This is a genomic window from Mangrovibacterium lignilyticum, from assembly GCF_010882175.1.
In the GTDB taxonomy this organism is placed as follows: domain Bacteria; phylum Bacteroidota; class Bacteroidia; order Bacteroidales; family Prolixibacteraceae; genus Mangrovibacterium; species Mangrovibacterium lignilyticum.
Map to the genome: position 1 here is coordinate 581,602 of NZ_WKLH01000002.1, position 17,100 is coordinate 598,701.

The window sequence follows — 17,100 nt, forward strand, 5'->3', positions numbered from 1 at the left end:
AGATTAGTTAATCAACCGGAGCGCGTTCGTCTGGAAAACGATCTGAATATTCAACCCAAAAACTTTTCACTTCCGATTTCATTTCCTTCCTTAACAGCAGTATTCCAACTAAGTTTGGAATCGTCATCAAAGCTATGGTAATTCCCGATAATGTCCAAATAATAGTGGTATCGGTAAAGGATGCCAAAAAGAATCCAATGACGTAGACAATACGGAAATAGACAACCCCTTTCGTGCCAAACATGAACGTTACAGCACGGTCACCGTAGTAACTCCAGGAGATGGCTGTAGAGAATGCAAAAAGCAGTAGTCCAATTGCTACAATATATTGTCCGAACTCGCCAAACCAACTTTTAGTAAAGGCAACAGTCGTCAGTGGCGCACTGTGAACAAGCGATTTTCCGACAAACGTTAGGTACTCATTATTCGGAATCACTCCATTGACCACAGTGACTGTTCCGTTATATGGCAGCCCATCTTCGAGCACCCGAATATTTTCGGCCACCGAACGAGCATGAAGTATTGTCAAATCATCTTGTACTTTTCCGCCCACAATTTTCAGATCACCGGTAAACTCTGGCAAATTAGTACGCCCTAATAAGAAGTCGTGCAGCGCTTCCTGATCCTCCGGTTTAGATTCATCGTAGCGACTATCCATAACAACCACATCTGTCGTTTGAAACTGGTTTTCCACCTTTTCATTCCAAACTCCGGAAGAAAGAATGACCAGGCCTGTAAGCATACAAATGATAATCGTATCAATAAATGGTTCCAGCAGTGCAACCAAACCTTCCGAAACCGGTTCGTGTGCACGGGCAGCCGCGTGAGCAATAGGTGCCGATCCCTGTCCTGCTTCGTTTGAAAACAATCCTCTGTTTACGCCGCGGTTAAATGCAAATGCAAAACCCGCCCCCAGGAAGCCACCGGTAGCAGCTGTTCCGGTAAATACATCGCTAAAAATTGCAATGATGGAAGGAATAATATTTTCATAGTTATAAAGAATAACCGAGAGCGCACCAACCAAATAAATGAAGGCCATTAACGGCACCAGGCGCGATGTTACTTTGGCAATTCGTTTAATACCACCAATAATTACAAAGGCCAATAGCAATGCCAATACAGCACCTGTCAATATTTTATTAATACCGAAAGTTGCAAATAAGGAGTTAGAAATAGAATTGATCTGCGGCAAACTCCCTGTACCAAAAGAAGAAAGGACCGTAGCTATCGCAAAAATTACTGCCAGCCATTTCATGTTCAACCGGTTTTTCATGTAGTACATGGGGCCCCCGGCCATGGTTCCATCCTCCGTTTTTTCGCGATATTTATGAGATAGGGTAACTTCCACGAATTTGGTGGTCATCCCCAGCAGGGCAGTAACCAACATCCAAAATAACGCAGCAGGACCACCTAGGTGAATCGCCAAGGCCACGCCGGCAATATTACCTGTCCCAACCGTGCCGGACAAAGCTGTTGTCAAAGCCTGAAAGTGAGAAGTATCTCCTGTATCATCGTCCTTATCAAACTTACCTCGGACTATTCGAACCGCATATTTCAGATAACGGAATTGGGGAAATTTCAGGTAAATGGTGTAAAACAAACCGGTTCCCAACAACAGGTAAACAAACCAGGAACTACCGCCAATATAACTATCGATCAGGGCAAGAAAATCATTCAACTTTGACATAGGTGGATTTTAATTTGATGCCTAAAATAGCATTTTGTTCTCTTCATCTGAAATTCTGAGTTCATTTTTCAGAATTAATTTACCAATGGTAGAAAAAAGCTGATTTTCTCCCATAAAATGCAGCTTTTAAATTAAGATTCAATTTACCCAGTCGCATATTTTAAAGGTCTGTTTATTCTAAAATATCAACTTCATTGCCCTTAAATCGTATCAGACAAAAAATAAAAATTCAAAAGCGGTATTTAAATCGCTTTTTATCTATTTTTGTTATACAACGATTAAACAAATCCCGATTATGTTACCAAAATTTTTACTTGCAGACAATTCTCAGGAATGCCCGGACACCATTTTTGTTGTTCACAACGAAGAGCCTAAATTCATTGTTGAAAGTGACATTGAAGATTTTTGGTCGAATCAGAAAGTACATTGGTTGAGTGAACCGCCGGTTTCGGAAGAATTAATCAAAGCTTTACTAGAGGATGCAGAGACTTTTCTGGATGATGAATTTGAAAGCCAGGACAACCTCTACGCCGAAGACGAAGATGATGAGGATTAATGAAAAGCTAAGCCACGTATGAATGCATCCAACGAAAAGAAAAGACTAACACGCTCTAACGACAGAATGATTGCCGGAGTGCTGGCAGGCATAGCAGAGCATCTCGACCTGGATCCGACGATTGTGCGGGTTGCATATGTCTTGCTATCCATTTTCAGTGCTGGTTTTCCCGGGCTGTTGGTCTATATTATTCTATGGATCGTAATTCCTGAAAAAGGTTATTAATCTTCAGACAAGTGAAAACTGCTAATCCTGGGGGACATCTTTCAGGCTTAGCTGTATTCTCTTGCGGGCGATATCAACTTCGGTCACTTTTACTTTGACATGTTGATGCAGCTTCACAATTTCATTAGGATCACTGATAAAGCGATCAGCCAACTGTGAAATATGCACCAAGCCATCTTGCTTGACGCCCACATCGACAAAAGCCCCAAACTTGGTAATATTAGTTACGATCCCGGGCAAAACCATCCCTTCTTGCAGGTCTTCCACTTTAAAAATTCCATCCGCAAATTCAAACACTTTAATTCCCTTTCGAGGGTCACGTCCGGGTTTCGCTAATTCGTTTTTAATATCCGTTAATGTCGGCAAACCAACTTCAGCAGTCGCGTATCGCGATAATTCAAGTTGATCCAGCAAGGCTTTATTGGCGACCAAATCAGCAACCCCACATTTCAAGTCTTTAGCCATTTTCAGCACAACCGCATAAGACTCGGGGTGAACAGCAGAATTGTCCAAAGGATTTTTTGCGTCTGGTATTCGAAGAAAACCAGCTGCTTGCTCAAAAGCTTTTGCTCCCATTCTCGGCACTTTCATCAGTTCTTTACGAGATGTAAATGCTCCGTTCTCCTTCCGATAATCAACGAGGTTTTGCGCCAACTGCGGCCCCAATCCGGAAATATAGGTGAGTAAGTGTTTCGACGCTGTATTTACATTGACCCCTACTTTGTTTACCGCTGACTCAACAACGGTGTCCAAACTTTCCTTCAGCATTTTCTGGTCCACATCGTGTTGATACTGTCCCACCCCAATCGATTTAGGATCGATTTTCACCAGCTCGGCCAATGGGTCCATCAAACGGCGGCCAATGGAGATCGCTCCCCGAACGGTGACGTCATACTGCGGAAATTCGTCTCGAGCGACCTTCGACGCCGAATACACCGAAGCACCATCTTCTGAAACGACAAAAACTTTTAAGTCGCGGTCGTAGCGAAGTTTCTTCACAAAGTGTTCTGTTTCGCGACTGGCTGTTCCATTGCCAATAGCAATCGCTTCTATTTGATAAGCACTCACCAATGAAGTGATTTTTCTGGCCGATTGTTTAGTTTCCTCCTGGGGTTTGTGCGGGTAAATGGTTTCGTTGTGCAGCAAATTTCCCTGAGCATCCAAACAAACCAACTTGCAGCCCGTACGATAGCCGGGATCGAGCGCTAATACCCTTTGCTGTCCCAAAGGTGCTGCCAATAACAACTGTCTCAGGTTTTCAGCAAATACCTGAATGGCCTCCTGATCAGCTTTTGTTTTGGACAGGTTCGAAAACTCCGTCTCCATAGATGGAGACAACAAGCGTTTGTAACTGTCTTTTAAAGCCTGCTCCACCTGATCGCCACACTCATTATTTGAGCGCACAAAAAAGCGATCCAAACGCTCCAGAATATCGTTTTCATCAGGAGCAATTGACAATCGCAGAAAACCTTCAGCCTCTCCTCTCCTCATTGCTAGAAGTCGATGCGAAGGGCAGCGCTTCAACGATTCCTCCCAATCGAAATAATCACGGTACTTGGCACCTTCATCTTCTTTATTTTTAACAACTTTACTCCGGATAACGCCTCCGATTTCGAAAGCACGACGGACCATGTTCCGCGCTTTCTCATTTTCATTCATCCATTCGGCAACAATGTCGCGTGCACCCGACAAGGCATCGTCAGTCGATGTGACTTCTCCTTTTACAAATGAAAAAGCACGAGCTTCAATTTCTCGCTCCTGCTGTTTCATGATGATCTTTGCCAAAGGCTCCAAACCTTTATCTCGGGCAATGCTTGCCTTGGTCTTTCGCTTCGGTTTGTATGGCAAATAAATATCTTCCAATGCATTGCTTTCCCAGCACTGTTCAATCCGTTTCTGAAGATCATCTGTCAACAATTCCTGTTCGGCAATCGTTTTCAAAATCGTTTCTTTTCGCTTGATCAATTCTTCAAATCGGGATTTCTCATCCTTAATCGCACCAATCTGCACTTCATCCAAACTTCCCGTGCGTTCTTTCCGGTAACGAGAGATGAATGGCACAGTCGCGCCATCGGTTAACAATTCGATTGTATTTTTTACCTGGTTGACGGCAAGCTTGAGATTGCCTGCTATGAGTTGAATGATTTCTGAAGTCATATCTGAGAATTGAAAATGCACACGAAGATAAGCAGATTTTAGGGAAGTCAACACTGTTCAACTACAGCGTTCAATTGTATAATGTTCAAATTGATGAGGGTTAAGGAGAAAAGAATGAAAAACATTTCTCTCTCAAAAAATTCGTTCTGACTTGTTTAGTCTATCCGACTATAAAGAAAAAGCCCTGTTCCGAAATTCGGAACAGGGCTATATGTTTATTTCTACCTTATTCGAGTGATTGTTATTTCACCTTATCAACAATAGCTTTGAAAGCTTGTGGTTGATACACAGCTAAGTCAGCTAAAACTTTACGGTTGATTTCGATGCTGTTTTTCTTCAACAGACCGATCAACTGAGAATAGCTGAGTCCTTCCATACGAGCCGCAGCGTTAATACGCTGAATCCAAAGGGCACGGAAGTTACGTTTTTTAGCTTTGCGGTCGCGGTAAGCATATTGTAAACCTTTTTCATAGGTGTTTTTTGCTACCGTCCACACATTTCTACGGGCACCCCAATTACCTTTGGTTTGTTTGAGGATTTTTTTTCTGCGAGCCCGAGATGCGACATGATTTACTGATCTTGGCATAATCTTAATTTTTAAGCGGTTAGCGTCCTGTCTTATCAGGAACTTTTTAGCTAATTCACTTCGTTATAAACTCTTTTTTAATCTCCTGAAAAGGATTACTTCATGGCAAGCAACAACTTAACGTTGCTCTCATCAGTTTTGTTAACCAAACCAGCGTGGGTCAAGTTACGTTTACGTTTGGTGCTTTTTTTAGTCAAAATGTGACTTTTGAAAGCATGTTTCCTTTTCAATTTACCGGTGCCGGTTACTTTAAACCGTTTTTTTGCTCCGGAATTGGTTTTCATTTTTGGCATCTTGTCCTAATTTTAATTATCAAAGAAATTACTTCTTCTTCTTAGGTGAAATAAACATGGTCATTCTCTTTCCTTCTAAACGAGGCATCTGCTCTACTTTACCGAATTCTTCCAAAGCTTGAGCAAACTTCAACAAAAGAATTTCACCTTGTTCTTTAAACAGGATCGAACGTCCTTTAAAGAATACATAGGCTTTTACTTTTGCTCCTTCAGCCAAGAACTTTTCAGCGTGCCGTAATTTAAACTGGAAATCGTGTTCGTCGGTTTGCGGACCGAAACGAATTTCTTTCACGACCACCTTTACGGCTTTGGCTTTCATTTCCTTCTGTTTCTTCTTCTGCTGATAAAGAAACTTTTGATAGTCGATAATCTTACAAACAGGTGGATCGGCGTTTGGAGAAATCTCAACCAAGTCCAGTTCCATTTGTTCGGCAAGAGCCAAAGCTTCTTTCAGGGAAATTACACCTTGATTTTCAACATTATCTCCAACAACCCGTACTTGATGAGCACGAATTCTCTCATTTAATCTATGCTGAGGCGTTGTATCTACGCGATGTCCTCTGCGATTTGGCCTATTAACTGCGATAAGAAAAACCTCCTATTCTTTTTAGTTATAAAATGCTGACAATTGTTCTTTTACTTCGTCATTCAGGAACTGAGCAAACTCTTCCATCGACATGCTGCCCTTGTCTCCGTCGCCTTGTTTCCTTACAGAAACCTGGCCGGATTCGGCTTCTTTTTCGCCAACAATAAGCAAATATGGAATGCGTTTTAACTCACTATCCCGGATTTTCCGACCAATCTTTTCATTTCGATCGTCAATCAGGCTGCGAATATCGGAATTATTTAGAAAATCTGAAACTTTTTGAGCATAATCGTTATATTTTTCGCTGATTGGAAGAACGACAACCTGATCGGGAGTTAACCATAATGGGAATTTCCCGGCTGTGTGTTCAATCAACACAGCCACAAATCGTTCCATTGATCCAAACGGTGCCCGGTGAATCATGATCGGACGATGCCGTTTGTCATCGGCTCCAATGTACTCCAGTTCGAAACGTTCAGGCAGGTTGTAATCCACCTGAATAGTACCTAATTGCCAGCTACGCCCCAAGGCATCTTTCACCATAAAGTCTAGTTTCGGGCCGTAGAAAGCCGCTTCACCCAACTCGGTTACGGTGTTCAATCCTTTTTCTTCACAAGCCTCAATAATTGCGGCTTCCGCCTTATCCCAGTTATCTGGTGAACCAATGTACTTATCGGGATTATTCGGATCACGTAATGATATCTGCGCCGTATAATCATTCAAGCCTAAGCTATTGAAAATAATAAAAACAATATCAATTACTTTCTTGAACTCATCCTTTAGCTGATCGGGACGACAATACAAGTGAGCGTCATCCTGCGTAAAACCACGCACCCGTGTCAACCCGTGCAACTCGCCGCTTTGCTCGTAACGATAGACGGTACCAAACTCTGCATAACGAATTGGAAGATCTTTGTACGAATGTGGCTTGCTCGCATAAATCTCACAGTGGTGCGGGCAATTCATTGGCTTCAGCATATACTCTTCGCCTTCGGCCGGTGTTTTAATCGTTTGGAATGAATCGGCTCCGTACTTTTGAAAGTGACCTGACGTTTTATACAAGGCCACATCACCAATATGCGGGGTCATTACCTGCTGGTATCCGAACTTCTTCTGAACTTTCTTCAGGAAATCCTCCAATTGCAAACGCAACTGGGTTCCTTTCGGCAACCACAAAGGAAGTCCCTGTCCTACTTTTTGTGAAAAGGTAAACAGTTCCATTTCCTTACCGATTTTCCGGTGGTCGCGTTTCTTGGCTTCCTCAATCATCACCAGATATTCATCCAGCAACTTTTGTTTTGGGAATGTCACCCCATAAACACGGGTCAACATTTTATTCTTTTCGTCGCCACGCCAGTATGCACCGGCAATTGCGGTCAGTTTTACGGCTTTAATATAAGAGGTATTCGGCAAGTGAGGCCCACGACACAAGTCGGTAAAGTTACCTTGGTTGTACAAAGTGATGGTACCGTCTTCCAACTCGCTGATCAACTCCTGCTTCAACTCATCATTTTTTTCGGTAAACATCGCCATGGCATCAGCTTTGGTAATGCTGCTACGAACAATCTCGTTCTTCTCACGTGCAAGGTAGATGATTTTCTTCTCAATAGAAGCCAGCTCTTTATCTGTCAACTGCTTGCCTTCCGGCAGATCAATGTCATAATAAAACCCCGTGTCGACAGTCGGGCCAATACCAAACTTGGTACCCGGATAAAAGAATTCGATTGCTTCAGCCATCAAGTGAGCAGATGAATGCCAGAAAGTTTCTTTTCCTTCCCGATCGTCCCACGTGAACAATTTGATAGCTGAATCCTGATTAATGGGACGGTTCAAATCCCAAACTTCACCATTTACTGAAACGGCCAAAACATCTTTTGCTAAACGGCTGCTTATGGCTTTTGCAACTTCGAGACCGGTAACACCACTCTCAAATTCGCGGACACTGTTGTCAGGTAATGTAATCTTTATCATCTGTCAATTCATGAGTCAGAGGTTTTCAGCCTCAATTAATTATAATCTCTTATTGATCTGAAAGTTACACAGCAAAAACAAAACAAACTTGTTTTCACCTTCGTTTTCAGCCTGCAAAGATAATGATTCTTCGCTGTTTCAGGTAGATTCCCCGGATTTTATCCCCTAAATCGTTCGAGAGGCATACGCTGAAAAAGCCACCTTCGGTTTTAGGTGAAACCACGCGTGGTTTTTGCTCCAATGAAAAAAGGGTGCCCCATGGAGCACCCTTCAATCTATCGTATAAAACGATAATATTATCTAGCGGAAACCAAAGCTTACACCGGCATTGTAGGTGACATAGTTTGTTTTGGCAATTGAACCAAACAAGCTAAAGAAAACTAGTTTCAACCGAAAACCGGCATCAACACCAATATAAGTGTCCTTATAATTCAAGCTAATCGGATCATCGACATCAGTCATTGCGTTTGCGAGTAACGCATCAACACTCGTAAAATTGCCATCCAATTGCTCCGGATCAGGCATCGGGAAACGTCCCAAAATATCGAATGACGTTTTGCTCGTGTTACCGGTTACGGAAGCAAAGAAAGTAATCACGGCAATTTTCTTCGACACGATCAAACCATATTTAAAGTTCTTCGATGTAAGATCACCTTTTTGATTTTCATCGGGTGAATACCCCGGAGGGTTCGCAAATCCGTAGTCTTCGTAATCGAAATGGATGGTCGATTCGCCGTTAATTTGCGAATAGGCACCAAACACCGAGATATCAATAGGCAGATGCTTAATAAAAGGAAGTGATTTCCGGATGTTGTGTTTCAATCCAATTCCCCACAAACCGATATCGGCCTTCTCATTATCGATATCAAACTTTACTTTGGGAATATAGCGACCGATCAGATCGGTATTGGGCAACAAGCCAAAAGATGCCTGAATAATTGGCACCGGCACCATGTCTACATCACTTCCGCCTGGAGTCGAAAAATAGGGAATTGAGACAGTCTGTCCCTGGTAATCTGCATCGTAATAAAGGGTAACACCGCCTCCGTCGCCGGCTGCTGTCGACGCAATACTATTACCTTCCTGAGCATATAGATATTTTAGGCCCAATTCATTTACATCAAATGTTTTGTCCGATCCGGGAACTTTAAATGCACTGACCGAAAACGCCAAATCAAAGCCCCACAACTTATGAGTTTCGGCTGTATAATACCACGAGTTATTCATCCCCACACCCAATCCTTTGGCATAGGGCTCTACGTAAGCTTCAATCAGCAAATTCGCGTCGTGCGTACCAAAACGCAACATGTCGGCCACGTCCGATTGGGCAAAAGTAAATTTTAAAGAGGCCAAAGCCACCAGCGCTACAAGTAATATCTTTTTCATATTAAATAGTGATAGATTATAATGTTCAATAATACAAAATTTGGTTAAATTGAAAGCACTTTCCGCTGATTTGGAAAGAAAATCGAATCGAATAATAACCTTTTCATTAACTGACAAAAATGTGTTTTCGTATGATTTACCCTTTTTTTATTGCGAAATTTTTTACTGTTTTGAGCATTCCTAAAAAATAGACTCAAGCATGCGCAAGTTAATTTATCTCTTTATCCTGATTTTAGGGTGTGGTTCCCTTTCCCAGGCTCAAAAAAAAATAACACTGGAGGACGTTCAAGCTTACGGAACTTTCAATCAAAAATCAGTTGATGGTTTGTATTCCATGAATGACGGCCTGCACTACACAACCCTGGAGCAAGGCAGTAAGATTGTAAAATACGATTATAAAAAAGGTGAAAAAGTGGGTGACGTTTTTGACCTGAGCAAAATCGAAGATGCAGCGATCAACCATTTTTCATCCTACGAATTCAGCGATGATGAAACAAAAATTTTGCTTTGCACGCAAGAGGAAAAGCTTTATCGTCACTCGAAGACAGCCAATTATTACATCTGGAATTCGGTTACGGAAGAATTAACGGAGCTCTCAGCTAAAGGTAAGCAACAGCTGGCAACATTTTCGCCGGACGGTGAACGTGTCGCTTTTGTTCGCGACAATAATATCTTCGTGAAAAGCTTAAAATTCGGCACTGAGAATCAGGTAACAACCGATGGAAAAACCAATGAAATCATAAACGGAGCTCCCGACTGGGTTTATGAAGAAGAGTTCAGTTTCAGTAAAGCGTTTGTTTGGTCGCCCGATTCTAAATTTCTGGCCTTTTTGCGTTTCGATGAAACTGAAGTTCCTGTATATGCTATAACGATGTACAAAGGTTCAAATCCGACTTTGAACGAAAATTCAGTTTATCCGGGAAAGGACATGCTCAAATACCCGAAAGCAGGCGAAAAAAACTCGGTTGTCAGTGTTCAGGTTTACGATCTGAAATCGAAAACGACAATTCAGGCTGATCTGGGAACCGATACGGACCAATATATTCCACGCATCAAATGGATGGCTGACGCTGCTGACATTGCTGTTATGCGACTAAACCGCCGCCAAAACCAACTGGATGTATTGCTTGTAAACCCCAATACCGGAGATAGCCGCCTTTTTTATACCGAGAAGAACAAACGCTATGTTGATGAAGAGTTTCTGGACGACTTCACCATTTTACCAGACAATAATTACCTGGTTATTAATAGCGAAAAGTCGGGCTATTCACACCTTTATTTATACAATCGCCAAGGGTTTGAAGTTCGCCAATTAACCAGCGGAGATTTCGACGTAACCGAATTTTACGGATTTGACTCCAAAAAGAAAATCTTTTACTACCAGGCAGCCAAAGAATCGCCAACGCAGCGCGAAATCTATTTTGTCAGTCTTGATGGCAAAAAACAAGGAAAACTGAGTAGCAAAGCCGGTACAAATAATGCTGAATTCAGCACCGGCTTCCAATACTACATCAATACTTTCACGAACCTGTCTACGCCAAAGCAAACAGCTTTGTACAGCATCGACGGTAAATTAATTCGGGTGCTGGAAGATAATCAAGGATTACAGGAAAAGCTTGCCGACTACGAAATCAAGCCACGGGAGATGTTTCAGTTTAAAACATCAGAAGGCGTTGAGCTGAATGGATGGATCATTAAACCGCTAAATTTCGACTCTTCAAAAAAATACCCGGTTGTGATGACACAATATAGTGGCCCGAATTCGCAAAAAGTACTCGACCAATTCGATATTGACTGGTACAATTACCTCGCCCAGGAAGGATTTATTGTGGCTTGTGTCGATCCGCGAGGGACGGGTGCACGCGGCGAAGATTTCAAAAAAATAACCTATCTGCAACTGGGGAAATACGAATCTGACGATCAGGTTGAAACAGCCAAATATCTGGGAAGCTTAGCATACGTCGACAAAGACAATATTGCTATTTGGGGATGGAGCTACGGCGGCTTTATGACTTTAATGAGTATGGAAAAGGGAGGCGACATCTTCAAAGCCGGGATTGCCGTTGCACCAGTTACCAACTGGAAATATTACGACACCGTCTATTCGGAACGTTTCATGCGCACTCCTCGTGAAAACCCGGATGGATACAATGACTATTCACCCTTGTCGAATCCCGGCGGAATTACTGGCAGACTGCTGGTGGTACATGGTAGCGCCGACGATAACGTTCATCTGCAAAACAGCATGGAATTCTCGGAAGCCTTGGTCCAGGCCGGTGTTCAATTCGACATGGCTATTTATACAAATCGTAACCATGGAATCTCCGGAGGAAACACACGCCTTCATTTGTATCAAAAAATGACTGACTTCCTTAAAATGAATTTGATGAAATAATTCAATATCGACATAGAAGATCACTTAAGCCTGTTGTTTCAACAGGCTTTTTTTCTGTAAAAACGGAAACTCTTCATCTTCATTCGAATCTAATGCCTGCTGAATCAATTTCTCGAACAGTTGATTTTGGTAAGGCGAAAAAGTACCGCTTTTCTTTTCAATATACGAGAAGCTCAACGGCGAGAAGTTACTAAAAGCCGCCACATAGCTCGGACTAAAATACGGACTATTAGCCTGGACTGCCTCAACTAGGAACAATTCGATGCTCTTTTGCATCAGGGACTGAAAAACCGGAACTTCGTCAGATTCCATCGCCTCTGCTTGCTGAATAACCAACTGCCCTAAATGAAATGTCCGGTTTAATATTGAATCTAACTGTTGCGTTTTTGCGGCATAAGCAAAAGCAGTTAGCACATCTTCATTCAAATCATCACTTAGATCCTGGAAATCGTCAAGAAGTTGCAGATAGGCTCCATAGGTGTACAAAAACGACTCCTGCTCAGCAGAAAGAGTACCGGCCAGCAAGTAGCCATCAGCAACCACCGAGGTGCCTCCTTTATGAATACAAATAGCCAACCGCTCTTCGAAAGCCAGGTTTTCCAGTCCTGCTATCAAACGAACACTATCGGACTGTGCGCCATGAATATCAAGCAGGCTTTTATACAATTCTGGAAATAAATCGCGCGACCATTCCCCTTCGATCAGCTGCACCATTTCAAAAATCTTTTCTTCCTGTAAGCTTTGTGGTTCGACATTTTCACCCTCCAGACGGCTGGCAAACCGAACACCAAAAGCCAATTTTTCGCCTACTGAAATAGTGGCATCATCCAGGTAATTGTCGGTGTAGGGATACAACATGCTGTAGGCAAAAATGGAAGCCGTCAATTCAACCTTTTTCCCCATCAATAGCTGCAGCCCATTTAAGATCCAAACATTTCGCAACGCCTGAAAAGCATCTTCAAAGTTCAAAGCAGCATCATATTTCTTCGCCGCCTTTAAGAACGACCAAGTACTTTTCACCATCTGCTCCGAAAGAATTGTTTGAATTTGATCTTCTGAATAGTCCAGCGTGTTTCTATAAAAGTTGGCCATCGAGTCGATCAAGTCTGCTTTCTCTTTACGAATAGCTTCCAGTGAACCTTTCGACTTTTTCGTCTTTTGCTTCAAATACTCCGAGAACTGCTCAAAATTTTGTTCTCTCTTTACTTGTTCTGGTTCGGTATATTGGCGCAAATTGATTGGAAAACTAGCTTTGGTTTCCTTCCAGCTTGTCAAAAGTTGATTCGGCATTTTCATCGTATTGTGTAATTTTTGGGCTTTCTCATTTTCTATTACCAAAGAGAATCAATTCTGTTTCAGGATCCTCCGGAATTCCGACGAATAGCCGCCATTTGTCGGTCAAAATCGACGATTTAAAAAATTTAATCGGATTTCAATAATTTTCAATGTAAGCATCGCTTGGGGACAAAATTTTTCTATATTTGCATCGCCTCTGAGAAAAACACTTGACGAGGCAAATCGTGCAGCTGTAACGACAGTAACAAAAGTACAAATTATTGCCCAGTTGGCGGAATTGGTAGACGCGCTAGTTTCAGGGACTAGTGTCCATCTGGACGTGAAGGTTCGAGTCCTTTACTGGGCACGATTTAAAAATCAAAAAACAATAAAAGTACTTAAAATCAATGACTTAAGTGCTTTTTGTTTTTTAGGTAAAGTCAAAAAAGCACAAATAAAGTCAATATAACCGAGACTTTATCAAGACTCATACATTTTAATACAAACCAGTCTCGACAAACCGTGTAAATATCTCTATTTCAACATTTAAAATGACACAAATTGACTCGATTTGAGTTTGAAAATAACTGTCAAAACGGTTATTTTTCAGCTGCAATCGAGACCAATTTTTTCGTTAAACTTTAAAATTGAAAAAAATGAGATTGACAATTAACTTCATTGTAAAGCAGGCGAGACAAAAAATGAATGGAGAAATACCTGTTTATGTCCGATTCACTCTAAACTCAAAACGCGTAGAACTATCTACTGGCATTTATTGCCATCCTGATCGATGGGATGATGCTGGTCAGCAATTTAAAGGTAGAAACGAGACTAGCAGAACTCTTAAAAACAGACTGGATAAAATTCGAAATGAGATCCAAGATTACTATAATCAATTGAGATCAGCAGGTGAAGAATTCAATGTTATCACCATTAAAAACAAATTACGCAACATTGAGGACAGCCAAGGGCTTCTAACGATTTTCGACTATTACCTCCGAAACATGCATGAAAAACTAAACATTAGTTACTCCAAGGAAACGTATAAGCATTACAAATCGTCACGAAAGAGACTTGGAGAATTCGTACGGAAATACAGTAAACGAAAAGATTTTCCAGTTGAAAAAGTAGATTTCAAATTTCTCGAATCATTTGATGTCTACCTAAAAAAAGTGTACAAAGTCCATCAAAATACGGCTTGGAACTATCATAAACATCTACGGCGTGTCCTTAACCTTGCTGTTTCAATGGGATTGATAAAAAAGAATCCGTACTCGAAATACCAGGTTCCGCTGGAAGAAACAAATCGTGATTATTTAACCAACAAAGAACTCGAAGCAATTGGGAAAAAAACAATCAAAATTCCCCGACTTGATGCTGTGAGAGATATTTTTGTTTTTGCATGTTACACTGGCCTCTCCTACTCAGACATTGCCAAACTGCATAAAGATCATCTCCGAACAGGGGTTGACAATAAAGATTGGATCTTCATAGACCGAACCAAAACAAATAATCGATGTAGAATACCTGTTCTTCCGATGGCCAATACCATTCTAGGAAAATATCGAGATACTCCTCAATTTCAAATAAAAGGACTATTGCTTCCCGTTCTCACTAATCAAAAAATGAACAGCTACCTGAAAGAACTGGCCGATATTTGTGGAGTCAATAAAAACCTGACCATGCATATGGCAAGACACACTTTTGCGACTACTGTAACACTGAGCAACGGAGTTCCAATTGAAACAGTGTCGAAAATCCTGGGGCATACGACCTTAAAAACAACACAAATTTATGCCAGAATTCTAGATCAAAAGATTTCCGATGACATGAATCAACTTCAAACAAAACTGGACGCCAATAATTAAAAGTTCAACCCGTAAGTTTCCCTTTGTGAAACATTTATTAACTTTGCCAAGTAGAATAATGAAAGTTCATCTAATAAAAGTACAGTCAATCGAGAACTATGTAATTGATAATGTTCAAAGTAAAAAAGCTTTTGAAACGTGGCTTTCGATTGTGAAAAGAGCTGACTGGAATAGCCCCCCTGGATATTGTCAAGACGTTTAATTCTGCAGATATTCTGGAGAAAGGATCAAACAGAGTTGTTTTTAATATTGGCGGGAACAAATACAGGGTCATCTGTCAATATTATTTTGGTAGGCAGAAAGTACATCTGTTTATAAAATGGACGGAACACACGCTTTTTATACTAAGCTCTGTATTAAAGAAGAACAATATTCTGTAGATATCTTTTAACCCGAAAGACATGGAAACTTTAAAATATACGGTAATAAAAACGGAAGAACAGTATAACAGCTACTGCAATATTCTTGAGGATCTTATTTCGAAGAACTCTCCTGCCCTGGAGGATGAAGTCGAATTGTTAACACTTCTGATTGAGAAGTGGGATGCTGAATATAATTCATTTAATAATCTGGATCCCGTTCAACTTATTAAGTCGTTAATGGAAGAGCACAGGATGAAAGCAGTTGGATTGGCTAAACTGCTTAGGTTGTCAAAAGGGACGGTTTCAAAGATTCTAAATTACCAAAAAGGTCTATCCAAAGAGACAATTCGAAGACTATCCGAGTATTTTCACGTTTCGCAGGAAGCCTTCAATCGGCCCTATAAGCTGAAAAACGAAATCAATAGGCAGTTTCGTGATGCAAGTTTAATGAATACGAAAAAAGATTTGGGAGCATCGTTAGTTTCATAACTACGCTCCCATAATGATAATCAGTTCTCTTCAAGAAAACGAAACTTCCGTAACTCCTGACTTCCTATTTTCCAGAATGTAATCGACAGCCTTTTGCGCCATCGAAGAAGCAATCAACAGCATCTTTTTATCTTCCTTAAACTTGTGAATCCAGCTTTTGATGTAAGCAGCGCTGTTATCTATCGTTGCATTTTGGATACCTGTCAAATGACAGAGATAGGATGCTCCCATTTCTGCAATAATCTCTTCGCGCCGATAATCAGAACTCGCGAATGGATGGTCTGAAAGTTTGTTATGACGCCCCGTTCGCTTAACATAACCAGTTGCATGGCAAGCTTCGTGGTACAGTACCTGATAATACTGTTCATCCTTAAAAAATGTCCTTGGATTAGGCATTCCAATATAATCCCCGGAAGGTGAATAGAAGGCATGTGATTGGTCATACCTGATTTGGGGACAATCCGTCAAACACTCGATAACCTGTTCTGCCTGTGCAATCGGGTCAAAATCATGGTCATGAGCTTCTGATGAAGGTATCTTACTTTCGTCAATACCTTCGGTTTGTTTCAGGTTGAAAACGGTGTAATACCTTAGAAACGGAACTTGGTCAATACTCCCGTCCTTTTCTTTTTTTTCAATATTTTCCAGAAAACAACAGGGAAGCCCTTCTCCCCTTTCAAAACATGACCTCCAAGTTCTTTGACCTGGTTAAAGGTGAGAAAATACGGTGATCCGAATTTGTCTGCGACGGTCAGTAATAGCCAGAAGTTGAATCCCCGGTAAACCTTCAGGTGAATCATATTCTGCGGTAAACCGTTTTCTACCTTCCATGGCATCTGCCAAGGAATAACACCTTTTTCCAAACGTTCAATAATCAGGTTGGTAACCATTTCATAAATATCAAATGAAGATTTCATAGGAATCTGCTGCTGCCCTGCAGACTTATTTCGGCACCCTCTTGAACCAAGGGAATCTCTGGCACGCCATTAAACTTAAATTTTTGGCGTACCTCCATTGAGCTGTCCCGGATTATGTCAACGGGGTGCATGTCATTCCGATAATAATCGGAATGAACGCATCCGAAGGAAACGAGCCACGAAAAGCCTGCCCGGCTTGCGCAGTCAGACGGGCGAGTTCCCCTTTACCGTTCCGGGAAACGTAAATAACTTTGTCAGAAATTTGAGTGTAATACAACAACCTATAAGAAGTTCTGTAGCTTTAGATTTATTCTAATTTTCACGTTGAAAGCAGATAGAAAATCACT

At 41.4% G+C, this 17,100-nt stretch carries 16 protein-coding genes and 1 tRNA gene; 7 read left to right on the forward strand and 10 right to left on the reverse strand.

Features of this window, described 5'->3' with window-relative positions; all coding sequences use genetic code 11:
* Positions 1–7: 7 nt before the first annotated feature.
* Positions 8–1,687 carry an alanine/glycine:cation symporter family protein gene (locus GJV22_RS09790; protein ID WP_163712349.1) on the reverse strand — a complete coding sequence of 560 codons (1,680 nt, stop codon included), beginning with the start codon at positions 1,685–1,687 and terminating at the stop codon, positions 8–10.
* A 295-nt stretch (positions 1,688–1,982) separates the two neighbouring features.
* Between GJV22_RS09790 and GJV22_RS09795 the strand changes: the two genes are divergently transcribed.
* Together GJV22_RS09795 and GJV22_RS09800 are read left to right on the forward strand one after the other, a co-directional pair.
* Positions 1,983–2,243: a hypothetical protein gene (locus GJV22_RS09795; RefSeq protein WP_163712352.1), complete on the forward strand. Its 261-nt coding sequence runs from the start codon at positions 1,983–1,985 to the stop codon at positions 2,241–2,243.
* Between the two features lie 18 nt (positions 2,244–2,261).
* A complete protein-coding gene (locus GJV22_RS09800; protein WP_163712354.1) occupies positions 2,262–2,468 on the forward strand; it encodes a PspC domain-containing protein in 207 nt (68 codons plus the stop codon).
* Between the two features lie 21 nt (positions 2,469–2,489).
* Here GJV22_RS09800 and GJV22_RS09805 read toward each other — a convergent pair whose 3' ends face one another.
* The 6 genes from GJV22_RS09805 to GJV22_RS09830 all read right to left on the reverse strand — a co-directional run bounded on the left by GJV22_RS09805 (position 2,490) and on the right by GJV22_RS09830 (position 9,447).
* Positions 2,490–4,625, reverse strand: coding sequence for a Tex family protein (locus GJV22_RS09805; protein ID WP_163712357.1), 2,136 nt, complete (start codon positions 4,623–4,625; stop codon positions 2,490–2,492).
* Between the two features lie 241 nt (positions 4,626–4,866).
* A complete protein-coding gene (gene rplT / locus GJV22_RS09810; RefSeq protein WP_163712360.1) occupies positions 4,867–5,211 on the reverse strand; it encodes a 50S ribosomal protein L20 in 345 nt (114 codons plus the stop codon).
* A 95-nt stretch (positions 5,212–5,306) separates the two neighbouring features.
* A complete protein-coding gene (rpmI, locus tag GJV22_RS09815; protein WP_163712364.1) occupies positions 5,307–5,504 on the reverse strand; it encodes a 50S ribosomal protein L35 in 198 nt (65 codons plus the stop codon).
* 28 nt (positions 5,505–5,532) lie between these two features.
* Positions 5,533–6,090: a translation initiation factor IF-3 gene (gene infC, locus GJV22_RS09820; protein WP_163714927.1), complete on the reverse strand. Its 558-nt coding sequence runs from the start codon at positions 6,088–6,090 to the stop codon at positions 5,533–5,535.
* Positions 6,091–6,111: 21 nt separating this feature from the next.
* Positions 6,112–8,061, reverse strand: a complete 1,950-nt coding sequence (gene thrS / locus GJV22_RS09825; protein WP_163712368.1) for a threonine--tRNA ligase — start codon at positions 8,059–8,061, stop codon at positions 6,112–6,114.
* Between the two features lie 300 nt (positions 8,062–8,361).
* Positions 8,362–9,447, reverse strand: a complete 1,086-nt coding sequence (locus GJV22_RS09830) for a DUF6588 family protein (RefSeq protein WP_163712370.1) — start codon at positions 9,445–9,447, stop codon at positions 8,362–8,364.
* A 199-nt stretch (positions 9,448–9,646) separates the two neighbouring features.
* Between GJV22_RS09830 and GJV22_RS09835 the strand changes: the two genes are divergently transcribed.
* On the forward strand, positions 9,647–11,842 hold the full coding sequence (locus GJV22_RS09835; RefSeq protein ID WP_163712373.1) for a S9 family peptidase: 2,196 nt from the start codon (positions 9,647–9,649) through the stop codon (positions 11,840–11,842).
* Between the two features lie 24 nt (positions 11,843–11,866).
* On the opposite strand, the gene GJV22_RS09840 is transcribed toward GJV22_RS09835, so the two are convergent.
* Positions 11,867–13,132, reverse strand: a complete 1,266-nt coding sequence (locus tag GJV22_RS09840) for a hypothetical protein (protein WP_163712376.1) — start codon at positions 13,130–13,132, stop codon at positions 11,867–11,869.
* A gap of 268 nt (positions 13,133–13,400) precedes the next feature.
* Between GJV22_RS09840 and GJV22_RS09845 the strand changes: the two genes are divergently transcribed.
* From GJV22_RS09845 to GJV22_RS09860, 4 genes are all read left to right on the forward strand, one after another.
* Positions 13,401–13,484 (forward strand) — tRNA-Leu (locus GJV22_RS09845).
* A gap of 289 nt (positions 13,485–13,773) precedes the next feature.
* Positions 13,774–14,985 (forward strand): site-specific integrase, encoded by a 1,212-nt coding sequence (locus GJV22_RS09850; RefSeq protein WP_163712377.1) that lies wholly within the window; start codon positions 13,774–13,776, stop codon positions 14,983–14,985.
* Between the two features lie 215 nt (positions 14,986–15,200).
* Positions 15,201–15,365 carry a type II toxin-antitoxin system HigB family toxin gene (locus GJV22_RS22400; RefSeq protein WP_394367549.1) on the forward strand — a complete coding sequence of 55 codons (165 nt, stop codon included), beginning with the start codon at positions 15,201–15,203 and terminating at the stop codon, positions 15,363–15,365.
* A gap of 21 nt (positions 15,366–15,386) precedes the next feature.
* A complete protein-coding gene (locus GJV22_RS09860) occupies positions 15,387–15,836 on the forward strand; it encodes a helix-turn-helix domain-containing protein (RefSeq protein WP_163712380.1) in 450 nt (149 codons plus the stop codon).
* A gap of 30 nt (positions 15,837–15,866) precedes the next feature.
* Here the strand turns inward: GJV22_RS09860 and GJV22_RS09865 are convergent, their stop codons facing one another.
* Positions 15,867–16,304: a zincin-like metallopeptidase domain-containing protein gene (locus GJV22_RS09865; protein WP_163712381.1), complete on the reverse strand. Its 438-nt coding sequence runs from the start codon at positions 16,302–16,304 to the stop codon at positions 15,867–15,869.
* Between the two features lie 122 nt (positions 16,305–16,426).
* On the reverse strand, positions 16,427–16,753 hold the full coding sequence (locus GJV22_RS09870; RefSeq protein ID WP_163712383.1) for an ArdC-like ssDNA-binding domain-containing protein: 327 nt from the start codon (positions 16,751–16,753) through the stop codon (positions 16,427–16,429).
* Positions 16,754–17,100: the final 347 nt, after the last annotated feature.

Excerpts from the sequence above, each read along its gene's own strand:
- thrS (WP_163712368.1), bottom strand. The coding sequence starts at position 8,061 with ATGATAAAGATTACATTACCTGACAACAGTGTCCGCGAATTTGAGAGT.
- GJV22_RS09870 (WP_163712383.1), bottom strand. The coding sequence starts at position 16,753 with ATGAAATCTTCATTTGATATTTATGAAATGGTTACCAACCTGATTATT.
- rpmI (WP_163712364.1), bottom strand. The coding sequence starts at position 5,504 with ATGCCAAAAATGAAAACCAATTCCGGAGCAAAAAAACGGTTTAAAGTA.
- GJV22_RS09840 (WP_163712376.1), bottom strand. The coding sequence starts at position 13,132 with ATGCCGAATCAACTTTTGACAAGCTGGAAGGAAACCAAAGCTAGTTTT.
- GJV22_RS09805 (WP_163712357.1), bottom strand. The coding sequence starts at position 4,625 with ATGACTTCAGAAATCATTCAACTCATAGCAGGCAATCTCAAGCTTGCC.
- GJV22_RS09790 (WP_163712349.1), bottom strand. The coding sequence starts at position 1,687 with ATGTCAAAGTTGAATGATTTTCTTGCCCTGATCGATAGTTATATTGGC.
- GJV22_RS09800 (WP_163712354.1), top strand. The coding sequence starts at position 2,262 with ATGAATGCATCCAACGAAAAGAAAAGACTAACACGCTCTAACGACAGA.
- GJV22_RS09830 (WP_163712370.1), bottom strand. The coding sequence starts at position 9,447 with ATGAAAAAGATATTACTTGTAGCGCTGGTGGCTTTGGCCTCTTTAAAA.
- rplT (WP_163712360.1), bottom strand. The coding sequence starts at position 5,211 with ATGCCAAGATCAGTAAATCATGTCGCATCTCGGGCTCGCAGAAAAAAA.
- GJV22_RS09860 (WP_163712380.1), top strand. The coding sequence starts at position 15,387 with ATGGAAACTTTAAAATATACGGTAATAAAAACGGAAGAACAGTATAAC.
- GJV22_RS09835 (WP_163712373.1), top strand. The coding sequence starts at position 9,647 with ATGCGCAAGTTAATTTATCTCTTTATCCTGATTTTAGGGTGTGGTTCC.
- GJV22_RS09850 (WP_163712377.1), top strand. The coding sequence starts at position 13,774 with ATGAGATTGACAATTAACTTCATTGTAAAGCAGGCGAGACAAAAAATG.
- GJV22_RS09795 (WP_163712352.1), top strand. The coding sequence starts at position 1,983 with ATGTTACCAAAATTTTTACTTGCAGACAATTCTCAGGAATGCCCGGAC.